Raw genomic sequence first — 23,220 nt, 5'->3', positions numbered from 1 at the left:
TAAAATCTTAATTCCATTTATTATTAGACCTGTTTTTGTTTAAAATTTCATTAATTTTGCGTTCCTCCCATGATTTTCCATATCCAAAAATTTCTAGCCCATGAAATGTAAGTCCCATTCCCCAACCTAATAGTGGAAACCAAAACCATTGAAAATTAGAACCGTAACTTAAATTAATAAAGATTAAAAAAGGAATTACACAGCAATACGAAATTAAATTTCCATAAAATGCCTTGAGCTTTTTGACGTGATCTTTTGCTCTGTGGTATTCGTTATTTTCGTTGTAATAAGTATTAGTTTCCATAACCGTAATTTGTTTGGTTAAAATAGGTATTTTGACCGTGAAGGTTTTTTCGTTTTGTTCAATCAATACTTTTCTACTGGTAATAATACCATAGCGATTGATGATATTTTGCAATCCTACACCTTGACGATCCTGCAATACTTCCTTTTTTTGAAAGTCGTTTTGTACGGCAAGACAATCCCCTTCAATTGTAATGCGAATGTGCAAAGGCCTTTGTTCACTAACCACATTGTGTTTTACGGTATTTTCCAATAATAGCTGTAAGGAAAGAGGAACTACTTTGGCTTCAGGATTAATTCCATTTGTCGGTAATTCGTAAAACAAACTGTTTTCAAAACGCATTTTAAGCAGGTTCATATAAGTTTTGGCAAAAGCCAGTTCTTCCTCGACAGAAACCAATTCCTTATCTTTTTGTTCCAGAACATATCGGTAAATCTTGGATAGCGAAGTCGTAAATCGTTGTGCATTGTCTGGATTTTCTTCGATTAAAGAACTTAAAACATTCAAGCTATTAAAAAGAAAATGAGGATCAATCTGGTTTTTTAAACTTTCGAACTTCGCATTTGCTGTTCCTGCGATAATTTTCTGTTCTTTGACTTTATTTTCAGTGTAAGCTTTGTAAAAATGTAAAGCATGAACGCCTAACAATACAATAAAAGTAATAATTGATGATTCTATATAATTTGTAGGAGTTTCATTTGCGAAAAAATCTGTAATTGATTTTTTTTTCACTATAACTTTCAAAAAAATACGAAGTGAAAAAATTACAAATAAGGAAATGAAAAAAGAGCCGACAAACCCAATAATTATTCGTTTTACAGCATAAATATTATCTTTGAAAACTTTGTCCAAAAACATAAACAACGCTGCATTTGCAAGATACAGTGCAACACTGTAAAGCATACAATATAAAAAGTGAATGAATAATCTAGTGCTAAAAACCTCGTTTCCAACAGAAACAAATTTAATTAGAAGGGACACTAAAAAAATCACAACCCCAATAAACAAAGCTTTTAGTAAATGTGGTTTTATATACATCATTCTCTTTTTTCAATAGTTACTATTCTCTGTTTTATTTCTTAAAACGAATAATGAGAAACAATAATAGATTTATTTACAGTTTTTCTGTGCTTCTAGCGCTCTATCCAATCCCCATTTTGGAGAGAAAGGCGTTTCCGGTTTAAAAGTAGCAAAAAGTCCGATTGCTTTTTCAATTTGAAGACATAAAGGTTTAGTGTCAACCCCTGTCCAACTTGCACCACCTATTTCAAATTCGGCTTTACCAAAAACTACTCTTGGGTTTTCTGGAGCGATTGCTTGCGCTTTACTATACAATTCCATAACTTTTCCAGATAATTTTTGTCCGTTTGTCATAGGGTCAAAAGCAATCCAAGCCGTATGAACCATCGCTTGCATAACCAATAATTCAGGATTGTTTGGATTTTTAGCCATTTCTATATCCAATGAATTCTGTGCTTTGGTCAATAATAAATTCATTTGATTACTATCTTTTGTTCCAAAAGCAGTGGTCGTATTTACCAAAGCTACATAATAGTTAGGCAGCCAGCTTGCTTTTTCAGCTCCAGCGATTCTTTCGAATAAATCCGAAGCTTCCGTGTTCTTTCCTTCTTTCCAAAGTCCGAATGCTTTTCCCATTCCTTGCTCAAATTGACCTTGAGCGGATAATAAACTACATACAAATAATGCGATTACGGTGATAACTTTTGTCATGATATTTAATTTTTAGTTGTTGATTAATTGTTGACCAAATTTACATTGGTTGTTTCTTTTTTAAAATTTATACTTACTGAATTGTTGTTTTTGACGGATGAATTGTAGAGACATTGCAATTTAACGTCTCTACAAATTCTTCAACTGATTGTCTTTTTTATCATTGCTAATCGTCCAAAAGAACCCTACAAAGAAAAATCGATCCGCAGTTGGCATAATTACTGCCCTGTTATAAACTCCTGTAGCATCTGGATTCTTAGCATAATCGTAACCAAATACATTTTGACTACCTAAAACATTCGAAACGGAGAAATACAAAATCTTTTGAGTTGTAAGCAAATAAGCCCAGTTAAAACTTAAACTGTTATAGGATTTGGTTTTCCCGTTCATGAATTTCGTTTCATTTGGATTGTTATAAGGTCGTCCCGAGCTGTATAAATTAGTAAACCCAATTTGCGATTTCCAGTTGTTTATCCAGTATTTTGTAACAACAGACAAAGTATGATCCGCAACAAAATTTGGAGTTACTTGGGCTGGAAAGTTTCTGTAATCTCTCTCCGTATCGATGTACGAATAGGAAATCCAATATTCTAAGTTTTTAATTGATTTTCCGTCTCTCCAAAACAAATCAAATCCTTTGGCATAACCGGAACCATTGTTATTGAACACAGAATTGTCTTTTATCGCTTGTGTGTCATATTTCACTAAATTACTATAGTCTTTGTAGTAGACTTCCGCTCTGAAAGTTTTTCCATTTTTGTTGTATTGATAATTCAAAATATAATGTGACGCTTTCTCACTTTCAAACTGATGAAATTTAGAATATTTGATATAATCAACATTTGGTGTTTGCGAAAAATCTCCGTAAGCCATGGAAAGCTGACTGTTTTTAGCCATTTTATAAGCCAATGAAACTCTAGGAGAAATAGCCGTTTCATTTAGCAAATCATTATAAGACGCTCTCAATCCAGCTTTTGCAGCAAATTTTTTGGAGAAGAAAATATCAGCTTCGGTGTAAACGGCACCGATATTTGAATTATATCCGTTTGTATTTGTTGCACCTAAATTTTCTTTGAAATCCTCATTGAATTTGGTAATAAAATAATCCGCTCCAAAGGATAATTTCACTCTGTCTGAAAAACTTTTCTTTAATTTTAATTTCAAATGTGCCGCGTTTTCATCATTTGCAACCTCATCTAAATCTAGGTTTATTTTATTCTTACTGTAGCCATAACTCAAGCCCGAAGTTATTTGCCAATTATTGCCGAAACCACCTTTATAGGAAGAATTAAAATAAAAATTAGTATTGTTTAAATCGACTCTGGTTTTTTCACTTGAATTTATATTTTCCTGATTAATATCAAATTTAGAAGAATCGAAAGCTGCGTATAATTTTAATATTCCGTTATTGAAATTATATCGATATACGGTTTCCCCAGATAAAGATTGATACGGACTATTCCAATCAACATTCTGTTTAATTAGAACTTGATAAGGTGCTAAATTGATGTAAGCCGTATTCACGCTCAAGGAGCTTTTTTTCCATTTCTGAGTATTTCCTAAACCCAAACCAACAGTCATTAACGAAATTTCGGTTTTGTTTTGGTCGGGTTCATCCTGCGTATTCAATAACAAAACGCTGGATAAAGCTTCCCCATATTCAGCAGAATACCCACCTGTAGAGAATGATATTCCACTAAAAAGGAATGGAGAAAACCGACCTCTTGTTGGCAAATTTTGAGCAGATGCTCCGTAAGGTTGTGCTACACGAATACCGTCTACAAAAGTTTGGGTTTCATTGGCTTCGCCGCCACGCACGAATAATCGTCCGTCCTCCCCTACATTTTGCGTTCCGGGTAATGTTTGCAATGCCGCAATAATATTTCCTGCCGAACCCGCCGTAGTAACGATATCTAGCGGTTTCAAGACGGAGACTCTTGCTTTGTCACCAGCTTCTAAATTTCCTGCAGTAATAACTACAGCATCTAAAGTATTGACATTGTCTCTTAACTTTATGGTTTTATTTTTAAAATTTGAAACATCAATTACCGTTTTTGAAGTTTCATAAACCAAGAAACTCACCACCAAAGTTTGATTACCCGTTGTAGTAGTTGTAAAAGTAAAATCCCCTTTTTCATCGCTGGCAGTACCATCATAAGTTCCTTCGATAAAAACATTGGCTCCAGATATAGGATTTCCTTTTTCATCTACTACTTTCCCGGAAACTGTAGTTTGCGAAAAAAGAGCAATTGAAAATAAAAAAATGGCAAGAGTAAAAATAATTTTACTCACGCTATTTCTATTATTTTTTTTGTATTTGTGAACCATTGATTTCATAATATTTGATTTTGATGAAGCAAATATATTTCACGGATTAAACTTATAAAACAATTATTAACTGAACTGTTGAAATTGTAGGACGAGTTGTAATCATCCACAATTTCTTTTATATTTACGCTAACAAGATTCCATTTTATGAAGACAGAAAAAGAAAAAATGATAGATGGAGAATATTATTTGGCTGGAGATCCTATTTTAGTAAAAGACAGACGAAAATCAAAAAATCTTCTTCATAGATTGAATGTCACCGAGTATAGAATTACTAAAAAAGCACGAGAGATACTAAAAGAACTCATACCAAATGCAGGATCAAATCTTTATATTGAACCGCCTTTTTTTTGCGATTACGGATACAATATCACTTGTGGAGAAAACGTATATTTCAATGTAAATTGTGTTGTTTTAGATTGTGCCAAAGTGACTGTTGGTTCTAATGTGCTATTTGCTCCAGGAGTTCAGTTATACACAGCATCCCATCCGCTTGATGCTGAACTTAGAAAGACTCATGAAAATGCATTACCTATAACTATTGGAAATGATTGTTGGATTGGCGGTAATTCCGTTATTTGCCCGGGCATAACTATAGGAAATGGTTGTGTGATAGGTGCCGGTTCTGTTGTCACAAAAGATATTCCTGACAATTCACTTGCGGTGGGAAATCCGGCAAAAGTGATTCGGAAATTAAATCAATAATACAAATCTTAAAGCTAATTCACGAATACTATGTTACATCTCAATAAAGTTCATCACATTGCTATTATTTGCTCCGATTATCAAAAATCTAAAACGTTCTATACCGATGTTTTGGGGCTAACGATTATTCGGGAAATTTACCGTGAAGAGAGAGAATCTTACAAGCTTGATTTGGCCTTGAATGGAGTTTATACCATTGAACTTTTTTCGTTTCCAAATCCGAGCCAACGCCCTTCAAGACCTGAGGCTACAGGATTACGCCATTTAGCATTTGAAGTAAATGACATTAATGAAACAATTGATTTTTTAACGTCAAAAAACATTGTATCTGAAGCGGTACGACTTGACCCTACAACAGATAAAAAGTTTACCTTTGTTGCTGATCCAGATAATCTCCCTATTGAATTTTATGAAAAATAAGGGAGTTTGAATATCCTAAAAAAATGTAATTCATAAAGAAATCACAAAAAATGATGATTACAGTTATTTTTAAATGTGATTCTAAGATTGTTTCTTTAAATTTGTAATACCCAGAAAAACTTCTTTTTTTAAAATATATCTATCTGATTTTATTTGGAAATAAGTTTTTAAAAACATTTTTATAATGAATAATACTTCTCGAATTAAAAAAAATTACCAATTAATCAAATTTCAAAAATTAGTTATTGTTGCTGTTCTAATCGGTTTTCTTTCGGCCTTTTTAGGAATTTCATTAAAAAAAATAACCGAATATTACGAAGAAATATTTTTTCATAAAGCGGCTATAAATCCATTATTCTTTGTTTTATTTCCAATTTTCGGGCTATCAATTATTTATTTTCTTCGAGAATACCTTTTTAGAAAAAAAGAGAACAAAGGGATTAAAGAAATTTTTGAAAGTACCAATTCTAAATCAAAGAACTTACCCAATTATAAAATTCCATCTCACTTTATCAATGGATTATTAACTGTTGTTTTTGGAGGATCTACGGGAATTGAAGTTTCTACTGTTGTTGCTTCGGCGACGATTGGTTCTGTTGCACAAAGAAAACAAAACGTATTCAGACAATACAAAACCGAGTTAATCTGTGCCGGAGTTGCGGCAGGAATTACCGCATTATTCAGCAGTCCCATTGCTGGAATTCTTTTTGCACTCGAAGTCATTTCGAGAAAAGTAACACGAGCATTTTTAATAAGTACATTAATTGCTGTTGCGACTGCCTTTGGATTGGTTTTTTTATTGGATGAAAAACCTTTATTTACGGTAGCGGTAACAACTTGGCATTTAAAAGCCATACCTTATTTTATACTTTTAGGAATTTTATCCGGATTAAATTCTGTTTATCTCACACGATGCGTATTATTTTTTAAATCTCAATTTTCAAAAATAAGCGTTCATTATTACAAAATTATTTTAGGTTCTGTAATCTTAAGTATTTCGTTATTAGTATTCCCTCAACTTTATGGTGAAGGTTATCATGCCATCAAAACTATTTTTAGTAATTCAGGTGATACACCCATGACATTTTCATTAGCGCTTACCTATATTGGAATTATAATTTTGAAACCTATTGTAACTTCAGCCACTTTGGCTTCGGGAGGCGACGGAGGTGTCTTTGCACCGAGTCTTTTTATAGGTGCATTTTTAGGATTACTTGTTGCATCTACTTTGAATACTCTGTTTAATGCCAATGTAATTCCGATAAATTTTGTAATTATTGGTATGGCTGCCGTTTTAAGTGCTAGTATTCATGCACCATTTACGGCAATTTTTTTAGTTTGCGGATTAACAAATAATTATACTTTATTTCTGCCCATTTTAGTTGTTTGTCTTATTTCAAAATATACCGCTAAAATGACATACCCTTTTACGGTATACACCTATTCTAACAGTTTATCCAAATAATAGATTTTTATGGCGGTTCAAAAAATAAAAAGAAATTATCGCAAAACTAAATACATTCTTTATAAAGAAACTTTGGTTGATTATAAAGAACATTTTTGGGCTTTTTTGGGTTCGTTTATAGGTATTGGAATAATAGCCTATATGCAATCGAAAACCCTTCTTCACTCTGATGTTGTTTACCTGATTGGTTCATTTGGAGCATCGAGTGTTTTGGTTTATGGTGTGATACAAAGTCCATTGGCGCAACCAAGAAATCTTATTGGAGGACATCTTGTTTCAGCTATTATTGGCGTTACGGTTCAGAAAATTGCTCCCGATATTCTTTGGCTAAGTGCCCCTCTCGCTGTTTCTCTTTCGATCGTTTTAATGCAGGTGACTAAAACATTACACCCGCCAGGCGGCGCAACAGCGCTTATCGCTGTAACTGGTTCTGCAGAAATTAAAAATCTGGGGTATTGGTATGTTATTAATCCTGTCTTTAGCGGCGTACTAATTTTATTAATCGTAGCATTAGTTTTTAATAATATGACTTCAAGCAGAAGTTATCCAAATCATAAGAAATACCACCAATTTAGAAAGAGAGTAGCCCATGTATTTAAAAAATAACGAGCGACATGAATTATAATTCCAACTCTGTTTTTTTTATTTTACCTCTATAATCGCTATTAAAGTTAACAATCGATTGATTCAATCCTTATTTAGTGCATACGCAAAAATATTATCAACAAATCGACAATCTGAAATCTAAATCTAAAATTATATTTTACCTTTGAGCTTTCAATAAAAACAAAGATTATGGTTTATAAATTTAGAGTAATTCTAGACGCGGAAGAAGATGTTTTTAGAGACATTGCAATACTTGAAGACGATACTTTAGAAGATTTACACAATGCTATCTTTAATTCCTTTGGTTTTGACGGGATGGAAGTGGCTTCGTTCTATACTTGTGATGAGACATGGAATCAAGAAGACGAAATTTCGCTTTTTGATACCGGAGATGTTGCTGGTGAACAAAAAGTAATGAGTGATTATCAATTGTCTGATATATTAGATAAAGAAAACACAAAAATAATCTACGTTTACGATTTTATCAATATGTGGACATTCCTCGTGGAACTGGCTGCTATTGAAGATCCAGTATTTGGCAATCAATATCCTGAAACTATATTTTCACACGGAGAAATGCCAGATGAAGCAATGGAGAAAAATTTTGAAGCAGATAATGCCGATGACTATAATGATGAATTTGAAGATGGACTGGATGAAGATGATTTAGACATGTTTGAAGGAGACGATAGTTTTGAAGACTACGGATTTGAAGAAAATTGGAATTAATCCTCTCCCCAACCCACTCCAAAGGAGAGGGAGATAAAACATATAAAAATAAAATGAATGTTTGTATAGATACTAAAAAACCATTTTTTCCATACCGATTTCTTTGTTAGGTATAACCCCAGACAATTATAAAAAGATTTAACAAATACAAAATCACGTCCCGTCTCCCCCTTCTTCGGAGGGGGTTGGGGGGAGGAAACCTTATAAAAATATGATCAATCTGTATAACACGCACATCGAAAACTTGTCAATTCATAGAGTTGGTAATAAAAGTAGAAACGAAGCCATTTTTTTATCGGAGCAACCTTTTAATTTAAATGACGAGATTGTTCCCTTGATGAAAGAATTTTTCTTTAAACCTTTTAGAGAAAAAGAAGAAAACTATTTTCAATTTGCACATGAAATTGATTTGGATTACAACGACATGTTCAAATTTGCAACAGAAATTTTTGAAAATCCAAGTAGCATTCACGAAACTTCAAAAAAAATTACGAACCACTTATTTGAGCAATCCAATCACCCACACATAAAAAATGGTGAGGTATATGTTACGTATTTAACAAACGTGAGTATTGACAATAATGTAGTTGATGCCATTGGAATTTTCAAAAGCGAGATACAAGCTGACTTTTTACAATTTGAAGAAAAACCGACGCACTTGGAAATGATTTTGCAACATGGTGTCAGTTTAAATAAATTAGACAAAGGTTGCATCATCTTTAATTACAAAAAAGAAGAAGGATACAAAATCCTAACTGTTGACAGCAACCGTTATGATGCCAGATATTGGCTGGAACATTTCCTGTCTGTAGATGCATTTGAGGATGAAAATTTTATTACAAAGAAGTATTTGAAATTTTGTCAAAACTTTGCCAAAGACGTTGTTTTCCCTGCCGAAGATAAGAAAGAAGAAGTGATGTTTATGAACCGTTCCGTGAATTATTTTGCAAAAAACGATCAGTTCGAAGAAACGAATTTCTTGAACGAAGTATTAGACAATCCTGACTTGATTCCTGAATTTAAAAATTACAAAATAGACAAAGGAGAAAAATACAGCATTGAAGATGTTACTTCATTTCCTATTGCAAATGCAGCGGTTTCTGATGCCCGAAAATCGATAAAAAACGTAATTAATTTAGATACTCATATCCAAATAAAAATGGACTTCATCAATCCGGAAAGTGCTGAGAAATTTGTGGAAAAAGGCTGGGATGAAGAAAAACAAATGTATTATTATTTGGTTTATTTTAATAAAGAAGAAAAGAGTTAGTTTACCGTATTCCTACCGAAGCTTCGAGAGCAGTTTACAGTTCACATAATTATACTTATTTAATCTCCAATTGCGAAAGTAGTTGGAGATTTTTTTTGATTTTACAATACTTATTATTTGTAAGCATTTTTATATTTATTTTTAAAATAGATGTATTTAATCGGATTTATTTGTTATTTAAACGATTATTAATTACGTTTAATATTCCAAATCAAAATACCATAATTATGAAAATAATTGAATTCAAAGAAAAATTTTTAACTAAAAAAATCTTTTGTTCGTTACTTGGACATAAATTTATTGTAACTAGAATTATAACAGACCACTTCAAAGAGTTTAAATGCACCGTTTGTGAATTAGAATTAACGAACGATGACAAAGGGCAAAAAACATTTCTCACGCCAGAACTAAAGGAAATTAATGAAACCCTGATTGGTTTTCATAACAAAAAGGTTCATCTGGTCTGATTTTTTAAACAAAGAGTTTACAAATTAACTCCCGCTTATTCCTAATCTACCTAAATATTGCAAAGATGCTAATCCTATTATTAATCCAATCTATTATCGTTTATAAACAAAAAATGAAAGAAAAAAAGAGGGTTAACCTCAATTAGCTCCAACCTTATTTTGCCCTATTTTATTAAAACCCCGTATTGAATAAATTGGTGTTTTTAAAATTTCTAGTTATAAATTCAAAAGCGGCACTCATGATATTCCCCATCGATTTTGCTTTTTTAAAGTTCAAATCATGGGTATACCGATACAATTCCAATTTTAATTGTTGCAAATGTTCGTCGGTAGAAATGGTGTCTTCACCCATGATTTGCAATAATCTTTTAATCCTATTTTCGGCAGAATGAATTCTTTTGGCTAAAACAGCTCGTTCTTCATCTTTATATTGTTCAATCGAACTATTCTGAAGTTTTTCTTTTACCAATTTCACCATCGGATAATTTTCTTTGAAAAACTGGGGACGGTACACTTTAAAATTTCCTTCGAAACATTGTTGATCAAAATCAATCGCACGAATTCTATAAACCACCTGATCAAAATCATGAATGGGAATAACGACATAATTATACGAACGCATATCCCCCAGCAATCGAATCATGCAGCGTTCATTGAACTTGACAAATTCTTTTGCGATTTGCGATTTTTCGGTTTCAGTACATTCGGCAAGAAGCGTTTTTATAAACACATCACCGGCAATTCCCATAATATGTTCTTCGATTAAAGTGTCTTTATAAACCAAAAAATTAATCTTATCAGGGGACAAAATGTGTTCTAATTCGAGTCCATAAACTCGTGAAGCATCTGCTTTCTTGATGTAAAAATGCGTATAATTATCATTCAGTATATTTCTGACTTTGATACGAAAGGGCTTCGAATTTCCAAAAGTGCAATAGTCGATTGAATCTACGTTCAAAAACTTAATAATCCCTAAATTACCGTCAGAATGCAACAATGAATAGATTTTCATTAAAGTCAAATCAATTTCGTTCCTTTCAAATTCATTATAATACACTCTAGTCCATAACGTATCCTGATCGTATTTATCATATACATTTACGGAACCCGAAAAACGCATCAAATCATCATAAAAAATGGGCACTTTAGAAATTCGATCAAATCGTTCCAAGTAATCCAAGAGTGAATTATTAATGGGATAAGTAGGTTTTTTAAGAAGCATTATTGGCTCACTCATTTTAAATATAATTTAATGCAAAACTACAATAAATTAAGACTCAATTAGTACAAAATCAATAACTTCTAAATACCATTTCAGATTTAAAGGAACTCAAATTTTGCTTTTTTATTACAATTTGAAGATAAAAAAAATAGGCAAATCTGTCACTAAATTAAAATTGAAACCTTAGTTATAAAAATAATCTTCCAAAATGAATTTTAATCAACAAATCCTAATCGACTAATTTAAAGACTATTAAATAATAAACATATACATATTCATTTTGAGTATAATCTTTGTTCTGTTAAACAAATTAAAACATACAAAATTATTATATATTTGGTAGTCCCCAAGACATTTAAATATATAAACCTACTATGACAAATAAGCATGAAATTTATATTAATGCGGCCGAAACCGCTAAAATTGGCATTTGGGAAGTAAACATTGAAACCGATCAGGTTTATTGGGACATCGTTACAAAGTCTATTCTTGAAGTCCCTGAGCACTTCACCCCTTTTAAGGGATATGCAGATCATTTTTTCCCCGAAGGCGCAATAAGAGATCGGTACAAAATGTTAATAAAAAGAGCAAAAGAAGGAGGAATTTCATTTGAAGAAAAATTTCAAATTATCACGGCTAAAAATAACATTAAATATGTAGAGTGTAATTGCAGGGTAGAATTCGCAGACCATAAAGCTACAAGAATATTTGGTTCTTTTCAGGATATTACCAAAGAACAAAATCTGATTAATGAACTTCAATTGAGTGTTGAAAAATTTTCATCCATTTTTTCAAGCGCAAACGATGCTATTTTTATTATTGACACTTCAAATGGAATTATTACCGATTATAATCCACGAGCAGTTGAGCTTTTCGGTTACAATAGCACTGAATTAAAAGGTTTACATAATTCCGAATTATTTCCAATAGAAAACAGAAAACAAGTCAGATTTTTCCTTAATTACAATTTAATTAAAGATGATTATGTTGTAAATGAAACCTCTATAATAAATAAATCGGGGAAATTAATTCCGGTTGAAATTGCTTTTGGGAAAAAATTTAAAATGAACCAAATAACTTATTTAGTGTGTTTTTTCAGAGATATAAGTGACCGAAGAAATGTTGAACAGAATTTGAATATGCTCTCCCTTGCAGCTTCGGAAACCACAGATACAATTGTAATTGCAAACTCATACGGCGAAACTATATGGGCTAACAATGCTTATTTAGATCTGACAGGTTTAAGTTTAGAAGAAGTAATTGGTCAAAAACCAGGATATTCATCTAAAGGTCCGGAAACTGATATGCAAGCTACAGCCAAAATGAGAAAAGCAGTTCAGAATAAAGAGAGTATTAAAATTACAATTCTGAATTATAATAAACAAAAAGAAAAATACTGGTTCGAATTAAACATTACGACAATATATGATGCAGAAAATAACTTCGTCAATTTTATTGGTGTTGGACGCGATGTTACTTTACGAATTGAAAGAGAAATGGAACTTAAGCATCTATTAGAAGTCACCAGCCAACAAAACAATAAGCTTTATAACTTTGCGCATATAATTTCCCATAACATCCGTTCTCACACCAGCAATCTAGAGATGGTTGTAGATGTAATTGAAAATACCGATGATATTACCGAGAAGCTTTCTTATTTTGATTTACTTAAAGAAGCAACGGAAAAACTATCAGAAACAATTGAATATTTGAATGAAATAATTACTATCCAACAAAAAACAAATATTGAAAAAACGAAGATTCTATTAAAAGACGAAATCGAAAAAACAAAAATGGCCTTAAGTTTAGTCATTAAACAAAGTCAAATAACAATAACGCACACTATTCCTGACGATTTAATAGTATTTGCCGTACCAGCTTATTTAGATAGTATTTTGCTTAACCTGTTTACAAATGCAATAAAATACAAATCTCCTGAACGTAAACCAATTCTAGAAATCGGTTATGAAGTAAATAAAAATTTTACCATCATAACTTTTAAAGACAATGGTTTAGGATTAGATTTGCAGAAAAATGGTCATAAAATTTTTGGAATGTATAAAACTTTTCATGGCAATGAAGACGCAAAAGGAATTGGCCTATACATAACCAAAAATCAACTGGAGGCCATGGATGGGAAAATTGAAGTAGAAAGTGAAGTAGATTGCGGATCCATTTTTAAAGTATACCTAAATGAAAAATAAATTAACTTATATCATTGATGACGATAAGATGTCAGTAAAATTAATGACTATTCTTATGGACAAAAACAATTTTTGCGAGGAGGTGCTTCCTTTTTATAACGCCCAATTTGCAATAGCTAAATTAAAACAAAATTGTATAGACAATGAAAATCTACCTGATGCAATTTTACTTGATTTGAATATGCCTGTAATGGATGGATGGCAATTTCTAGATGAATTTATTAAATTACCAATAAAAAAAGAAATCAGCATTTTTATTATCACATCATCAATTGACCCTTTCGATATTGAAATGTCAAAAAAATACAGCGCAGTAAAAGACTATATTATTAAACCTATTACTGTTAAAAAATTAGATGCGTTATGTATAATAATTGGTAATTTAAACTAATTCCAGAATAACAGTAACAAATTCCTACCTTGTTCGTCAAATAAAAATACATCAAAAAACGAACGCTTTGGAAATCATACTCTCAATTAAAAATCTCGACAAACGTTATGGCAGTTTACAGGCCTTAAAAAACGTTTCCTTTGAAATACATAAAGGCAATGTTTACGGCATTCTTGGACCAAACGGAAGCGGAAAATCGACAACACTAGGAATCATTTTAAATGTGGTCAATAAAACCTCCGGAGAATACAGCTGGTTTGGTGGTACAATGCAAACTCATGAAGCACTTAAAAAAGTAGGGGCAATTATAGAAAGACCCAATTTCTATCCTTACATGACTGCAAAAGAAAACTTAGAATTGGTTTGCAAAATCAAAGGCATCAACTACGCTAAAGTAAACGAAAAGCTTGAATTAGTAGGTTTGGTAGACAGGCAAGATAGTCAATTCAGTACTTTTTCTCTTGGTATGAAACAACGATTAGCGATTGCTTCGGCCTTGCTTAACGATCCAGAAATTTTAATTCTTGATGAACCCACAAATGGATTAGATCCACAGGGTATCCATCAAATTCGTGATATCATCAAGCACATCGCTGCACAAGGAACTACCATTTTATTGGCTTCTCATTTATTGGATGAAGTAGAAAAAGTTTGTACACATGCATTAGTTTTAAGAAAAGGAGAAGTATTATATTCCGGCTTGGTTGATGGAATGTCAGCAAACGAAGGATTTTTTGAGCTGCAAGCTGATAATGTTGAAAATCTAATGACCGTTTTGAAAACTCATCCAGCGGTAAAAATTAGTGTAAATGAAGAGGGAAAAGTATTAGTTTATTTAAAAGATAAATTGGAGGCAAAGGAATTGAATCAATTTTTATTTGAAAATAATATTGTTCTCAGTCATTTAGTGAAACGCAAAAATAGTTTGGAAGAACAATTTTTGGAATTGACTAAAAACAAATAGCTCTTTCGATAAAAATCTAAATTTATAAATCTTATCTCTAAAATACCAACTATAAAATGAAACGACTTCTCTCAATAGAACTACAAAAAATATGGAAAAATAAAGCAAGCCGTGTTTTGACTTTAACTTATTTTATTCTCTTAACTTTTATTGCATTAATTGCTTCGATTAAGTTTGATCTGGGAGTTTTTAAACTTCACCTTGCTGAGATGGGAATTTTTAACTTTCCTTTTATCTGGCATTTCAACACTTATATTGCCGCAATGTTAAAATTATTTCTGGCTATTGTAATTGTTTCCATGATGGCCAATGAATACAGTTACGGTACTTTGAAACAAAATCTAATTGATGGAATGAGTAAAAAGGAGTTTATTCAATCTAAATTTTTGACCACTCTATTATTTGCATTTGCATCCACTGTTTTTATTTTCATACTGTCCTTAATTTTAGGATTTAGCTTTTCTTCTTACACAGAAATTGGCATTGTTTTCTCAGATTTAGACTATTTATTGGGCTATTTCATAAAATTGACTGGCTTTTTCTCCTTCTGTTTATTTTTAGGAATCTTGGTAAAACGTTCCGCATTTGCTCTTGGATTTCTTTTGGTTTGGAATATTATAGAAGGTATTTTAAAAGGTATTTTGACTTATAAAATTTTTCCAGACAGTAAAATAGCATCCAATATTACACAATTTTTTCCTTTGGAATCGATGTCGAATTTGATTATCGAACCATTTTCCAGACTGTCTGTGGTAAAATCTATTGGAACACAAATAGGTATAGAAAACACTAAAGATTATGGTGTTCATTTTTACTCTATCTTAATCGTTTTGGCCTGGACATTGATCTTCAATTTATTATCCTATCGATTATTAAAAAACAGAGATTTATAGTATCTTTATGGAGCTATGAATTGTATAAAAAAAAACTCGTTATATATTTTCATCTTTTGCTCTACTTCTATTGCAACTGCACAATCTATATCGGTAAATGATTCCTACACAGCACAGCAACTTGTCGAGAATGTTTTAGTAAATAACAGTTCCTGTGCTTCAATTTCTAATTCAATTGCAACGGGAGATACTTCCACTCCCGGGAAAAAAAGTTATGCCTATTTTAACAATCAGGGAGGCAGTTTCCCTTTTACAGAAGGTGTTCTTTTAAGTTCCTGGAGCAGTATCTATTCCGTAGGACCTTTTCTAAGAGAACCAACTTCTGGGCCGAATAGTGGGACATCAAACTGGAAAGGGGATGCAGACTTAGAGCAAGCCTTAGGAATTACTAATACATCAAATGCAACAATTTTAGAATTTAATTTCACAGCATTGACAAATTTAATTAGTTTTAATTATTTATTTGCTTCTAATGAATATCAAGATAATTTTCCCTGCAATTATTCCGATGGATTTGCGTTTTTAATTAAAGAAGTAGGCGCAAACACTTTTCAAAATTTAGCTGTGCTTCCTGGGACGAATATTCCAGTTTCTTCAAAAACCGTTCACCCTTTAATACCTATTTTTAACAGTACAACTGGTCCTAAACCAGGCTGTCCTGCAATAAATGAATCTTATTTTGGAAGTTTAAATACCAGCTCAACAAATAGTAGTCCGATAAACTACGGTGGACAAACTAAAATACTGAACGCACAAACAAATGTAGTTGTTGGAAAAACGTATCAAGTAAAATTGGTAATTGCTGATCAAGGAGGGACTTATTATGACTCTGCTATTTTCATCGAAGCTGGGAGTTTTTCATCCAAAATTGATTTAGGCCCAAATCGACTAAGTCCAAATAATCCCATTTGTTATGGAGAAAACTTTATCATTGATACTAAACTATCAGCAACATATTCTTATAAATGGTATAAAAATGGTTCCTTAACTCCAATCCCAGGAGAAATAAGTCATTCTCTTAATGTTACTGACACTGGCATTTATAAAGTTGAAGTAGAATTAGGCAGTCCTAATTGTATCGCTACAGGTGAAATAAAAATTGAATTTACACCACGAATTATTATAAATGACACCACACTGGTTCAATGTGATGCTAATACGGATGGCATTACTGTATATGATTTGACCAGAGTCGATAATTTAGTAAAAAATAATGACCCCGGTTTAAGTGCTGTTGTTTACTATGAATCTTTGATTGAAGCACAAGGACAAAGTAATCCTATTACAAATCCTACAACTTATAAGAATAAAACACCAAACCAAATTGTTTTTGCCAGAGTGACAAATTCATTTGGATGTGTAGACTATGCAGAAGTTAAACTGTTGATTTCAAACAAAAGTATTTCGCCACAAAATCTAATTTCAACTTGTGATGATGATGGGGTTCAAGATGGTTTGTACCATTTTGATTTGAATGCACAAGTTACTCCCCAAGTATTGAGTGGATTGCCTGCCGGATTAATTGTTGAATATTATTTAAATACAATAGACGCTATTTCTCAAAAAAATCCTTTACCAAACATTTTCAATAACACGATTGCAAACCAACAAACCATCTATGCCCGAATAGTAAATGGTTCTGATTGTTATGCAATTACCCCGGAAACACTTATTTTTAATACTTTTAATCCACCAAATTTTCAAGATGAAACAGCTTCTTTGTGTAATGGTGCTTCCATAAACCTAACAGTCAATACTGGTTTTTCCAGTTATTTATGGAATACTGGAGAAACTTCGAATACTATTACAGTTACTTTGCCAGGAAATTATTTTGTGAAAGTTACATCTACAAATGGATGCATTGCAACCAAAAACTATTCGGTAACTGCCTCTGGAGTTGCAATTATCACTGGAGCAATCATTAACGATTTTGCAGGAAACGGAAATTCAGTTTTGATAGAATATACCGGAATAGGTAATTATGAATTTTCACTAGACGGCTCTTTTTTTCAAGACAATCCATTATTTAAAGGAATGGCTGCCGGAGAATATTTAGTTTATGCTCGTGATATAAACGGTTGTGGTTTATCGATTCCTTTTAAAATATATGTATTGGATTATCCCCGTTATTTCACTCCAAACGGAGATGGATATAATGATTCTTGGGAAATAAAAAATCTGGGCCTTTTGCCAAAATCTACTTTAACTATTTTTGATCGTTACGGTAAATTATTGAAACAGTTCACTTCAAATGGCTCTGGTTGGAATGGAACATTAAACGGCTATTTACTTCCTGCAGATGATTATTGGTTTAACATAACTTTTGAGGATAATAAAACCATAAAAGGTCATTTTTCGCTAAAAAGATAATAGTTATTTTCCTATTTTTAGGCCATGAAAAAAACTTTACTTATTTTCTTTATTTTTTTATCTATAAACTGCTTTGCCCAATTTAGTAAAACGCATTATATACCACCATTAACTGCTAATTCTAATCTAGTCGAGGATCATTATCTTTATATATCAACTCCCAGTACGAAGGATGTCAATTTTAAAATAATTGCTATTGGCGGAACTGTAATCAATGGAGTTGTATCAAACAATTTGCCCTACAGACTATTTATAGGTCAGGGAGATGATACTCAGTTATTCACTCCTAAGCAAACAATTGGAATTTTAAAAGACAAAGGATACATCATAGAAGCCGAGGATTTAATTTATGCCAATGTGAGAGTAAATGCTGGTTTAAACGCCATTGGAGGTTATAATCATGCGGGTGGTTTAGTGTCCAAAGGCAATAGTGCTTTAGGAAATAAATTTAGATTAGGAGCCATGTTAAATCCACTTTTAGATCCTACTTTACTTAATTTTGCTACCATATTATCTACAGAAAACAACACCAAAATCACTATTTCAAATATTCCTAATGGAACAATTCTATCCGATGGCACCCCAATATCAGGTCCATTTGACGTTACTTTAAACAAAAATGAAAGTTATGTTTTAGCATTAGAAAACAATAATACTTCAACTTCTAACAGCTCTAAAATGATTGGCGCTTTAGTCGAATCCGACAAACCTGTAGTAGTGAATTCAGGTTCATTTTGCGGAAGTAATAATTCATTATCTGGACAAGGGAGAGACGTTGGTTTTGACCAAATTGTACCCTTTTCAAAAACAGGTAAAGAATACATTTTTGTAAAAGGATTAGGAACCAATGAAATTGAACGTGTTTTATTGATTGCTCATGAAGATCAAACTGAAATTTTTATTAATGGTAGTCCTACTATCGCAGCGAAAATTAATAAAGGAGAATATTATTTAATTGATGGAAGCCAATTTATTAACGGTAATTTACATGTCAAAACTTCAAATAATGTATTTGCCTATCAAAGCATTGGTGGTTTAGCTCCCGGTTATTTGGCAAATGGTGCTCCTAATAATCCTCCCGCCAATCAAAATATGTTTTTTGTACCACCGATAAACTGTTCGACTCCAAGTATTGTGGATAACATCCCAAAAATCGAAGAAATTGGGAACACTTTTTACACTGGTGGTTTAAATATCGTTACTGAAACTGGTGCTGTTGTGCTGGTAAATAACTATCCAATAACTGCAACTGCAAATCCTGTATCAGGAAATTCTAACTTTGTCAGTTATACCGTCACTAACTTAGTTGGTAATATTACAGTAAAATCGACTAAACAAGTATATGTTTCCTATTTTGGAACGAATGGTGCGGCAACTTATGGAGGTTATTATTCTGGTTTTGATTTAAAACCTGAAATAGTATCAGATAAAATAACCGTTGGTACTTCTTCCTGTATCCCCAATGTTATTCTTAAAATTAGCAGTCTTTCCTCCTATGATACTTTTCAATGGTATCAAAATGATGTAGAGATTTTTGGTGCTACCAGTAATAGTTTCTCTCCTACAACACCCGGCTTTTATCAAGTAAAAGGAAGTATTTCAGGATGTCTGAGTGATGTATTTTCAGATAAAATTCCAGTTAGTGAATGTCCCTCCAATTTAGATAATGATTTAGCAAATGACAATATTGATATCGACTATGATAATGATGGAATTCTAAACTGTACTGAATCCTATGGTGATTTAGCCATAAATAGTCAAAATCCGGCGACTGGAGTTGTATCAATCGGTTCATATTCCAATAGTTTCACAGGAACTGTTGTGACATCTTCTCCGGCCGCTCCTACTCCATTTTCAGGAAATACAAATGGTAGCTTTGTAACCGAATTACTTGCAGGCAAAGGGTATTCTGTGGCTTATAATCTAAATTTCGGCCAGCCGGTTAATCTTAAATTATCCTATGTTGATACTGCAAATTTAACTGAACTATTAAATTCTAATTCTGAGTTCATCATAAACTCTGATTTGAACAAAACCGTCACTGTTTTGAATCCAACAAATCAATTACTAATTGATACTAATTACGATGGAATTTATGAAAGTGGTGTGACACAGTTTTCATCTTTCGAAATCCGCTTCCGTTTAAATGGCACCACCCCTTTATCTGCCGGAACTGGAACGTTTAAATTTCATTCCTATCAAACCAAAAGTCTTAAAATAAAACATAAAAATCTCTTAGATTCAGTAGGAAACAAAGCCACTTTCAAACTTACAGCCACCTGTATTCCAAAAGACTCTGATAGCGATGGGATTCCTGATCAATTGGATTTAGATAGTGATAATGATGGTATTCCTGATTTGATTGAGGGTAAGAAAAATGTAAAAGCACTGACTAATACCGATACGAATTTAGACGGTTTAGACAACGCATTTGAGCCCGGAATAATACCATTTGACACAGACACTGATGGGATTCCTGATTATTTAGATTTAGACAGTGATAATGATGGTATTAATGATTTGACAGAATCAGGAAGTAATTCATCCGATAGTGACAATGATGGGATTCTAGATGGAAATACTTTTGGAACCAACGGACTACTCAATAGTTTGGAAACATCTAATGACAATGGAGTTTTCAATTATACTATAGCTGACACCGATTCAGATGGAAACAAAAACTATACAGATTTGGACAGCGATAATGATCTTTGCAATGATGTCATCGAGGCTGGATTTACAGACACTAATTTTGATGGATTATTAGGAAATAATCCAATTACAATCAATACAAAAGGTATAGTTACAAGCGGCACAAATGGTTATACAGTACCCAATTTAAACTATATTACAGCAGGTCTAATAACTGTTACAACACAACCACAAAATAAATCACAATGTATTTTGCAAAATGTTAGTTTTACAATTGTGTCGAATGCAGATACGTTCCAATGGCAGGTTTCTAATGATGGAATCTTATGGAATAATATTGCAAATAGTTCAATCTACTCTAATGCAAATACAAATTCGCTTTTAATTACAGCTATTAGCGCCTCAATGAATGGCTATCAGTACCGTGTGAATTTAAATAAAACAGGAAACTCCTGTGGATTAACCTCTACTTTTGCAACTTTAACAACTCTAGCTTTGCCAGTAGTAGGTAATTCTATTATATTAAAACAATGTGACAATGATACAGATGGAATAACTGATTTTAACTTAACCGAAAAAAATAATTTTATTTCGACAAACTACAGTAACGAATTTTTTAGTTATTTTACTACTTTAAATGGAGCAAATACCAATGATCCAGCATTCAAAATCGGAACACCTGCGGCGTACAGAAGTGGAACCGGAACCGTATGGGCCAGAGTTGAAAATTTAAACGGATGTTTCAGTACCAGTAAAATTAATTTAATCGTTTCGGCAACCCAAATTAATGCAACATTTCATAAAAATTTTACAGTTTGTGATGATTATGTAGATGCTTTAAATGATGACAAAGATGGAATAGCCACATTTAATTTCAGCAGTGTTACAGCTAATATTCAAGGAATTCTTCCTTCTCCAAGTTCAGCATACACCATTAAATATTATAAAAATGAGGCAGATGCTTTAGCCGAAACCAATGAAATTACTAATACAACCACTTACAGAAATGTTGGTTATCCGAACCAACAACAAATTTGGGTGAGAGTAGACAGTAACTTAGACAATGCTTGTTTCGGATTGGGTAATTATGTTACTTTAACAGTTGAAAAACTTCCTATTGCCCATGCGATTCCAAATTATAAAGAGTGCGATGAAATTAGTAATGACGGCATCTTCACATTTAACACAAGTACCTTACAATCTATTTTATTAAGTGGGCAAAGCAATGTAACAGTTACTTATTGTGATCAAAACAACAATCCGTTGCCAAGTCCTTTCCCAAATTCGTTTGCCACAAACTCGCAAATCATAAAAGCTAGAGTTACAAATAATACGACCAACACTAATAATGCCATTCCATGTTATGATGAAACGAGTATAACCTTTATTGTAGATAAGCATCCGGTTGCAAATGCAGTTGTGATTCCTCCTGCTTGTGATGATGCTGCACCCAGCGATACAGATGGCTTAAATAAATTTGACACTTCCTCAATAGAAAGTACCATTCTTAACGGACAAGTGGGAATGGTAGTAAAATATTTTGACAGCAATGGTAATTCCCTAACCAGTCCATTGCCAAATCCATTTAATACTGCCACTCAAAATGTAAAAGTGACAGTTGAAAATCCATTGAATACAACATGTACAGAACAAACTATATTACAATTCGTTGTCAATTCGTTGCCCGATATCAATATTAATGCAAATGGTGATGATGATGAATTAGTTTGCACCAATTTACCCACTTTTTATGTACAACTTCATGCGGGCATACAAAATGGAATTCCTCCTAGCAATTATACTTATCTATGGAAAAAAGATGGAATTATCATTCCTAGAGAAACACAGGAAACTTTAAATGTTAACGCTGAGGGTAATTACACAGTAGAAGTAAGCACCTTTTCGGAATGCAGTAGAACCAGAACTATAAAAGTTACCGCTTCGGATATTGCTCATTTAGACACCATAAAAATCATAGATTTAGTGGATGTAAATTCAATTACTGTATATGTTACCGGACAAGGACAATACGAATACAGTCTAGATGAACCTTATGGCCCTTTTCAATTATCTAATTTATTTAATAATGTTCCTGCTGGAATTCATGAGGTTTTCATTAATGACAAAAATGGTTGTGGAATAGTTAGTCAAACTATTGCTGTACTTGGACTTCCCAAGTATTTCACTCCTAATGGTGATGGTTATAATGACTATTGGAGTGTAAAAGGTGTGAATTCCAATTTCAATACCAATTCAATTATATTTATATATGATCGTTATGGCAAATTAATAACTAAAATAAACACTAACAGTCAAGGATGGGATGGAACTTTGAATGGGTATCCTTTACCTGCTGATGATTATTGGTATACTGTAAAATTAGAAGACGGTAGAGAAGCCAAAGGACATTTTAGTTTGAAGAGATAAACACCCACAATAATGATGGTCAATGTTATTATTTTTCAATACATTGAAATTAACTATATTTGATAGTTTAAA

Annotated in this window: 17 protein-coding genes; 13 read left to right on the top strand and 4 right to left on the bottom strand. The window is 32.4% G+C overall.

Features of this window, described 5'->3' with window-relative positions:
- Positions 1-7 precede the first annotated feature (7 nt).
- The 3 genes from ACFX5E_RS07640 to ACFX5E_RS07630 form a co-directional block, all read right to left on the bottom strand.
- Positions 8-1,342, bottom strand: coding sequence for a histidine kinase (locus ACFX5E_RS07640; RefSeq protein WP_379854677.1), 1,335 nt, complete (start codon positions 1,340-1,342; stop codon positions 8-10).
- A gap of 72 nt (positions 1,343-1,414) precedes the next feature.
- The gene (locus tag ACFX5E_RS07635) at positions 1,415-2,035 is read right to left on the bottom strand and encodes a hypothetical protein (protein WP_379854597.1); all 621 of its coding nucleotides are present in this window, start codon (positions 2,033-2,035) and stop codon (positions 1,415-1,417) included.
- Between the two features lie 129 nt (positions 2,036-2,164).
- Complete coding sequence (locus tag ACFX5E_RS07630; protein WP_379854596.1) at positions 2,165-4,372, bottom strand: TonB-dependent receptor; 2,208 nt, start codon at positions 4,370-4,372, stop codon at positions 2,165-2,167.
- A gap of 138 nt (positions 4,373-4,510) precedes the next feature.
- On the opposite strand from ACFX5E_RS07630, the gene ACFX5E_RS07625 reads away from it, so the two are divergent.
- From ACFX5E_RS07625 to ACFX5E_RS07595, 7 genes are all read left to right on the top strand, one after another.
- Entirely contained in the window at positions 4,511-5,068 is a 558-nt protein-coding gene (locus tag ACFX5E_RS07625) for a sugar O-acetyltransferase (RefSeq protein ID WP_379854595.1), read from the top strand.
- Between the two features lie 30 nt (positions 5,069-5,098).
- Entirely contained in the window at positions 5,099-5,488 is a 390-nt protein-coding gene (gloA2, locus tag ACFX5E_RS07620) for an SMU1112c/YaeR family gloxylase I-like metalloprotein (RefSeq protein ID WP_379854594.1), read from the top strand.
- A 184-nt stretch (positions 5,489-5,672) separates the two neighbouring features.
- Positions 5,673-6,953 (top strand): chloride channel protein, encoded by a 1,281-nt coding sequence (locus ACFX5E_RS07615; protein WP_379854593.1) that lies wholly within the window; start codon positions 5,673-5,675, stop codon positions 6,951-6,953.
- 9 nt (positions 6,954-6,962) lie between these two features.
- A complete protein-coding gene (locus tag ACFX5E_RS07610; RefSeq protein ID WP_379854592.1) occupies positions 6,963-7,559 on the top strand; it encodes an HPP family protein in 597 nt (198 codons plus the stop codon).
- 189 nt (positions 7,560-7,748) lie between these two features.
- On the top strand, positions 7,749-8,288 hold the full coding sequence (locus tag ACFX5E_RS07605; RefSeq protein WP_379854591.1) for an IS1096 element passenger TnpR family protein: 540 nt from the start codon (positions 7,749-7,751) through the stop codon (positions 8,286-8,288).
- Positions 8,289-8,499: 211 nt separating this feature from the next.
- Positions 8,500-9,558 carry a nucleoid-associated protein gene (locus tag ACFX5E_RS07600; RefSeq protein WP_379854590.1) on the top strand — a complete coding sequence of 353 codons (1,059 nt, stop codon included), beginning with the start codon at positions 8,500-8,502 and terminating at the stop codon, positions 9,556-9,558.
- 227 nt (positions 9,559-9,785) lie between these two features.
- Positions 9,786-10,025: a hypothetical protein gene (locus ACFX5E_RS07595; protein WP_379854589.1), complete on the top strand. Its 240-nt coding sequence runs from the start codon at positions 9,786-9,788 to the stop codon at positions 10,023-10,025.
- Between the two features lie 172 nt (positions 10,026-10,197).
- Here the strand turns inward: ACFX5E_RS07595 and ACFX5E_RS07590 are convergent, their stop codons facing one another.
- A complete protein-coding gene (locus tag ACFX5E_RS07590) occupies positions 10,198-11,262 on the bottom strand; it encodes a hypothetical protein (protein WP_379854588.1) in 1,065 nt (354 codons plus the stop codon).
- A gap of 359 nt (positions 11,263-11,621) precedes the next feature.
- On the opposite strand from ACFX5E_RS07590, the gene ACFX5E_RS07585 reads away from it, so the two are divergent.
- The 6 genes from ACFX5E_RS07585 (at position 11,622) to ACFX5E_RS07560 (ending at position 23,148) form a co-directional block, all read left to right on the top strand.
- Positions 11,622-13,451 carry a PAS domain S-box protein gene (locus ACFX5E_RS07585; protein ID WP_379854587.1) on the top strand — a complete coding sequence of 610 codons (1,830 nt, stop codon included), beginning with the start codon at positions 11,622-11,624 and terminating at the stop codon, positions 13,449-13,451.
- Positions 13,441-13,842, top strand: a complete 402-nt coding sequence (locus ACFX5E_RS07580) for a response regulator (protein WP_379854586.1) — start codon at positions 13,441-13,443, stop codon at positions 13,840-13,842. Before ACFX5E_RS07585 ends, ACFX5E_RS07580 begins: the two co-directional genes overlap by 11 nt.
- Before the next feature lie 67 nt (positions 13,843-13,909).
- Positions 13,910-14,806, top strand: a complete 897-nt coding sequence (locus tag ACFX5E_RS07575; protein WP_379854585.1) for an ABC transporter ATP-binding protein — start codon at positions 13,910-13,912, stop codon at positions 14,804-14,806.
- Positions 14,807-14,862: 56 nt separating this feature from the next.
- Positions 14,863-15,699: an ABC transporter permease gene (locus ACFX5E_RS07570; protein WP_379854584.1), complete on the top strand. Its 837-nt coding sequence runs from the start codon at positions 14,863-14,865 to the stop codon at positions 15,697-15,699.
- Positions 15,700-15,714: 15 nt separating this feature from the next.
- Positions 15,715-18,069: a T9SS type B sorting domain-containing protein gene (locus tag ACFX5E_RS07565; protein ID WP_379854583.1), complete on the top strand. Its 2,355-nt coding sequence runs from the start codon at positions 15,715-15,717 to the stop codon at positions 18,067-18,069.
- A 24-nt stretch (positions 18,070-18,093) separates the two neighbouring features.
- Positions 18,094-23,148: a T9SS type B sorting domain-containing protein gene (locus ACFX5E_RS07560; protein ID WP_379854582.1), complete on the top strand. Its 5,055-nt coding sequence runs from the start codon at positions 18,094-18,096 to the stop codon at positions 23,146-23,148.
- Positions 23,149-23,220 lie beyond the last annotated feature (72 nt).

Origin of the sequence: Flavobacterium xylosi (genome assembly GCF_042787345.1) — a bacterium.
GTDB classification, from domain to species: domain Bacteria; phylum Bacteroidota; class Bacteroidia; order Flavobacteriales; family Flavobacteriaceae; genus Flavobacterium; species Flavobacterium xylosi.
Note: the sequence above shows the minus strand (reverse complement) of the source record. Positions and strands in the feature narration are given on the sequence as shown.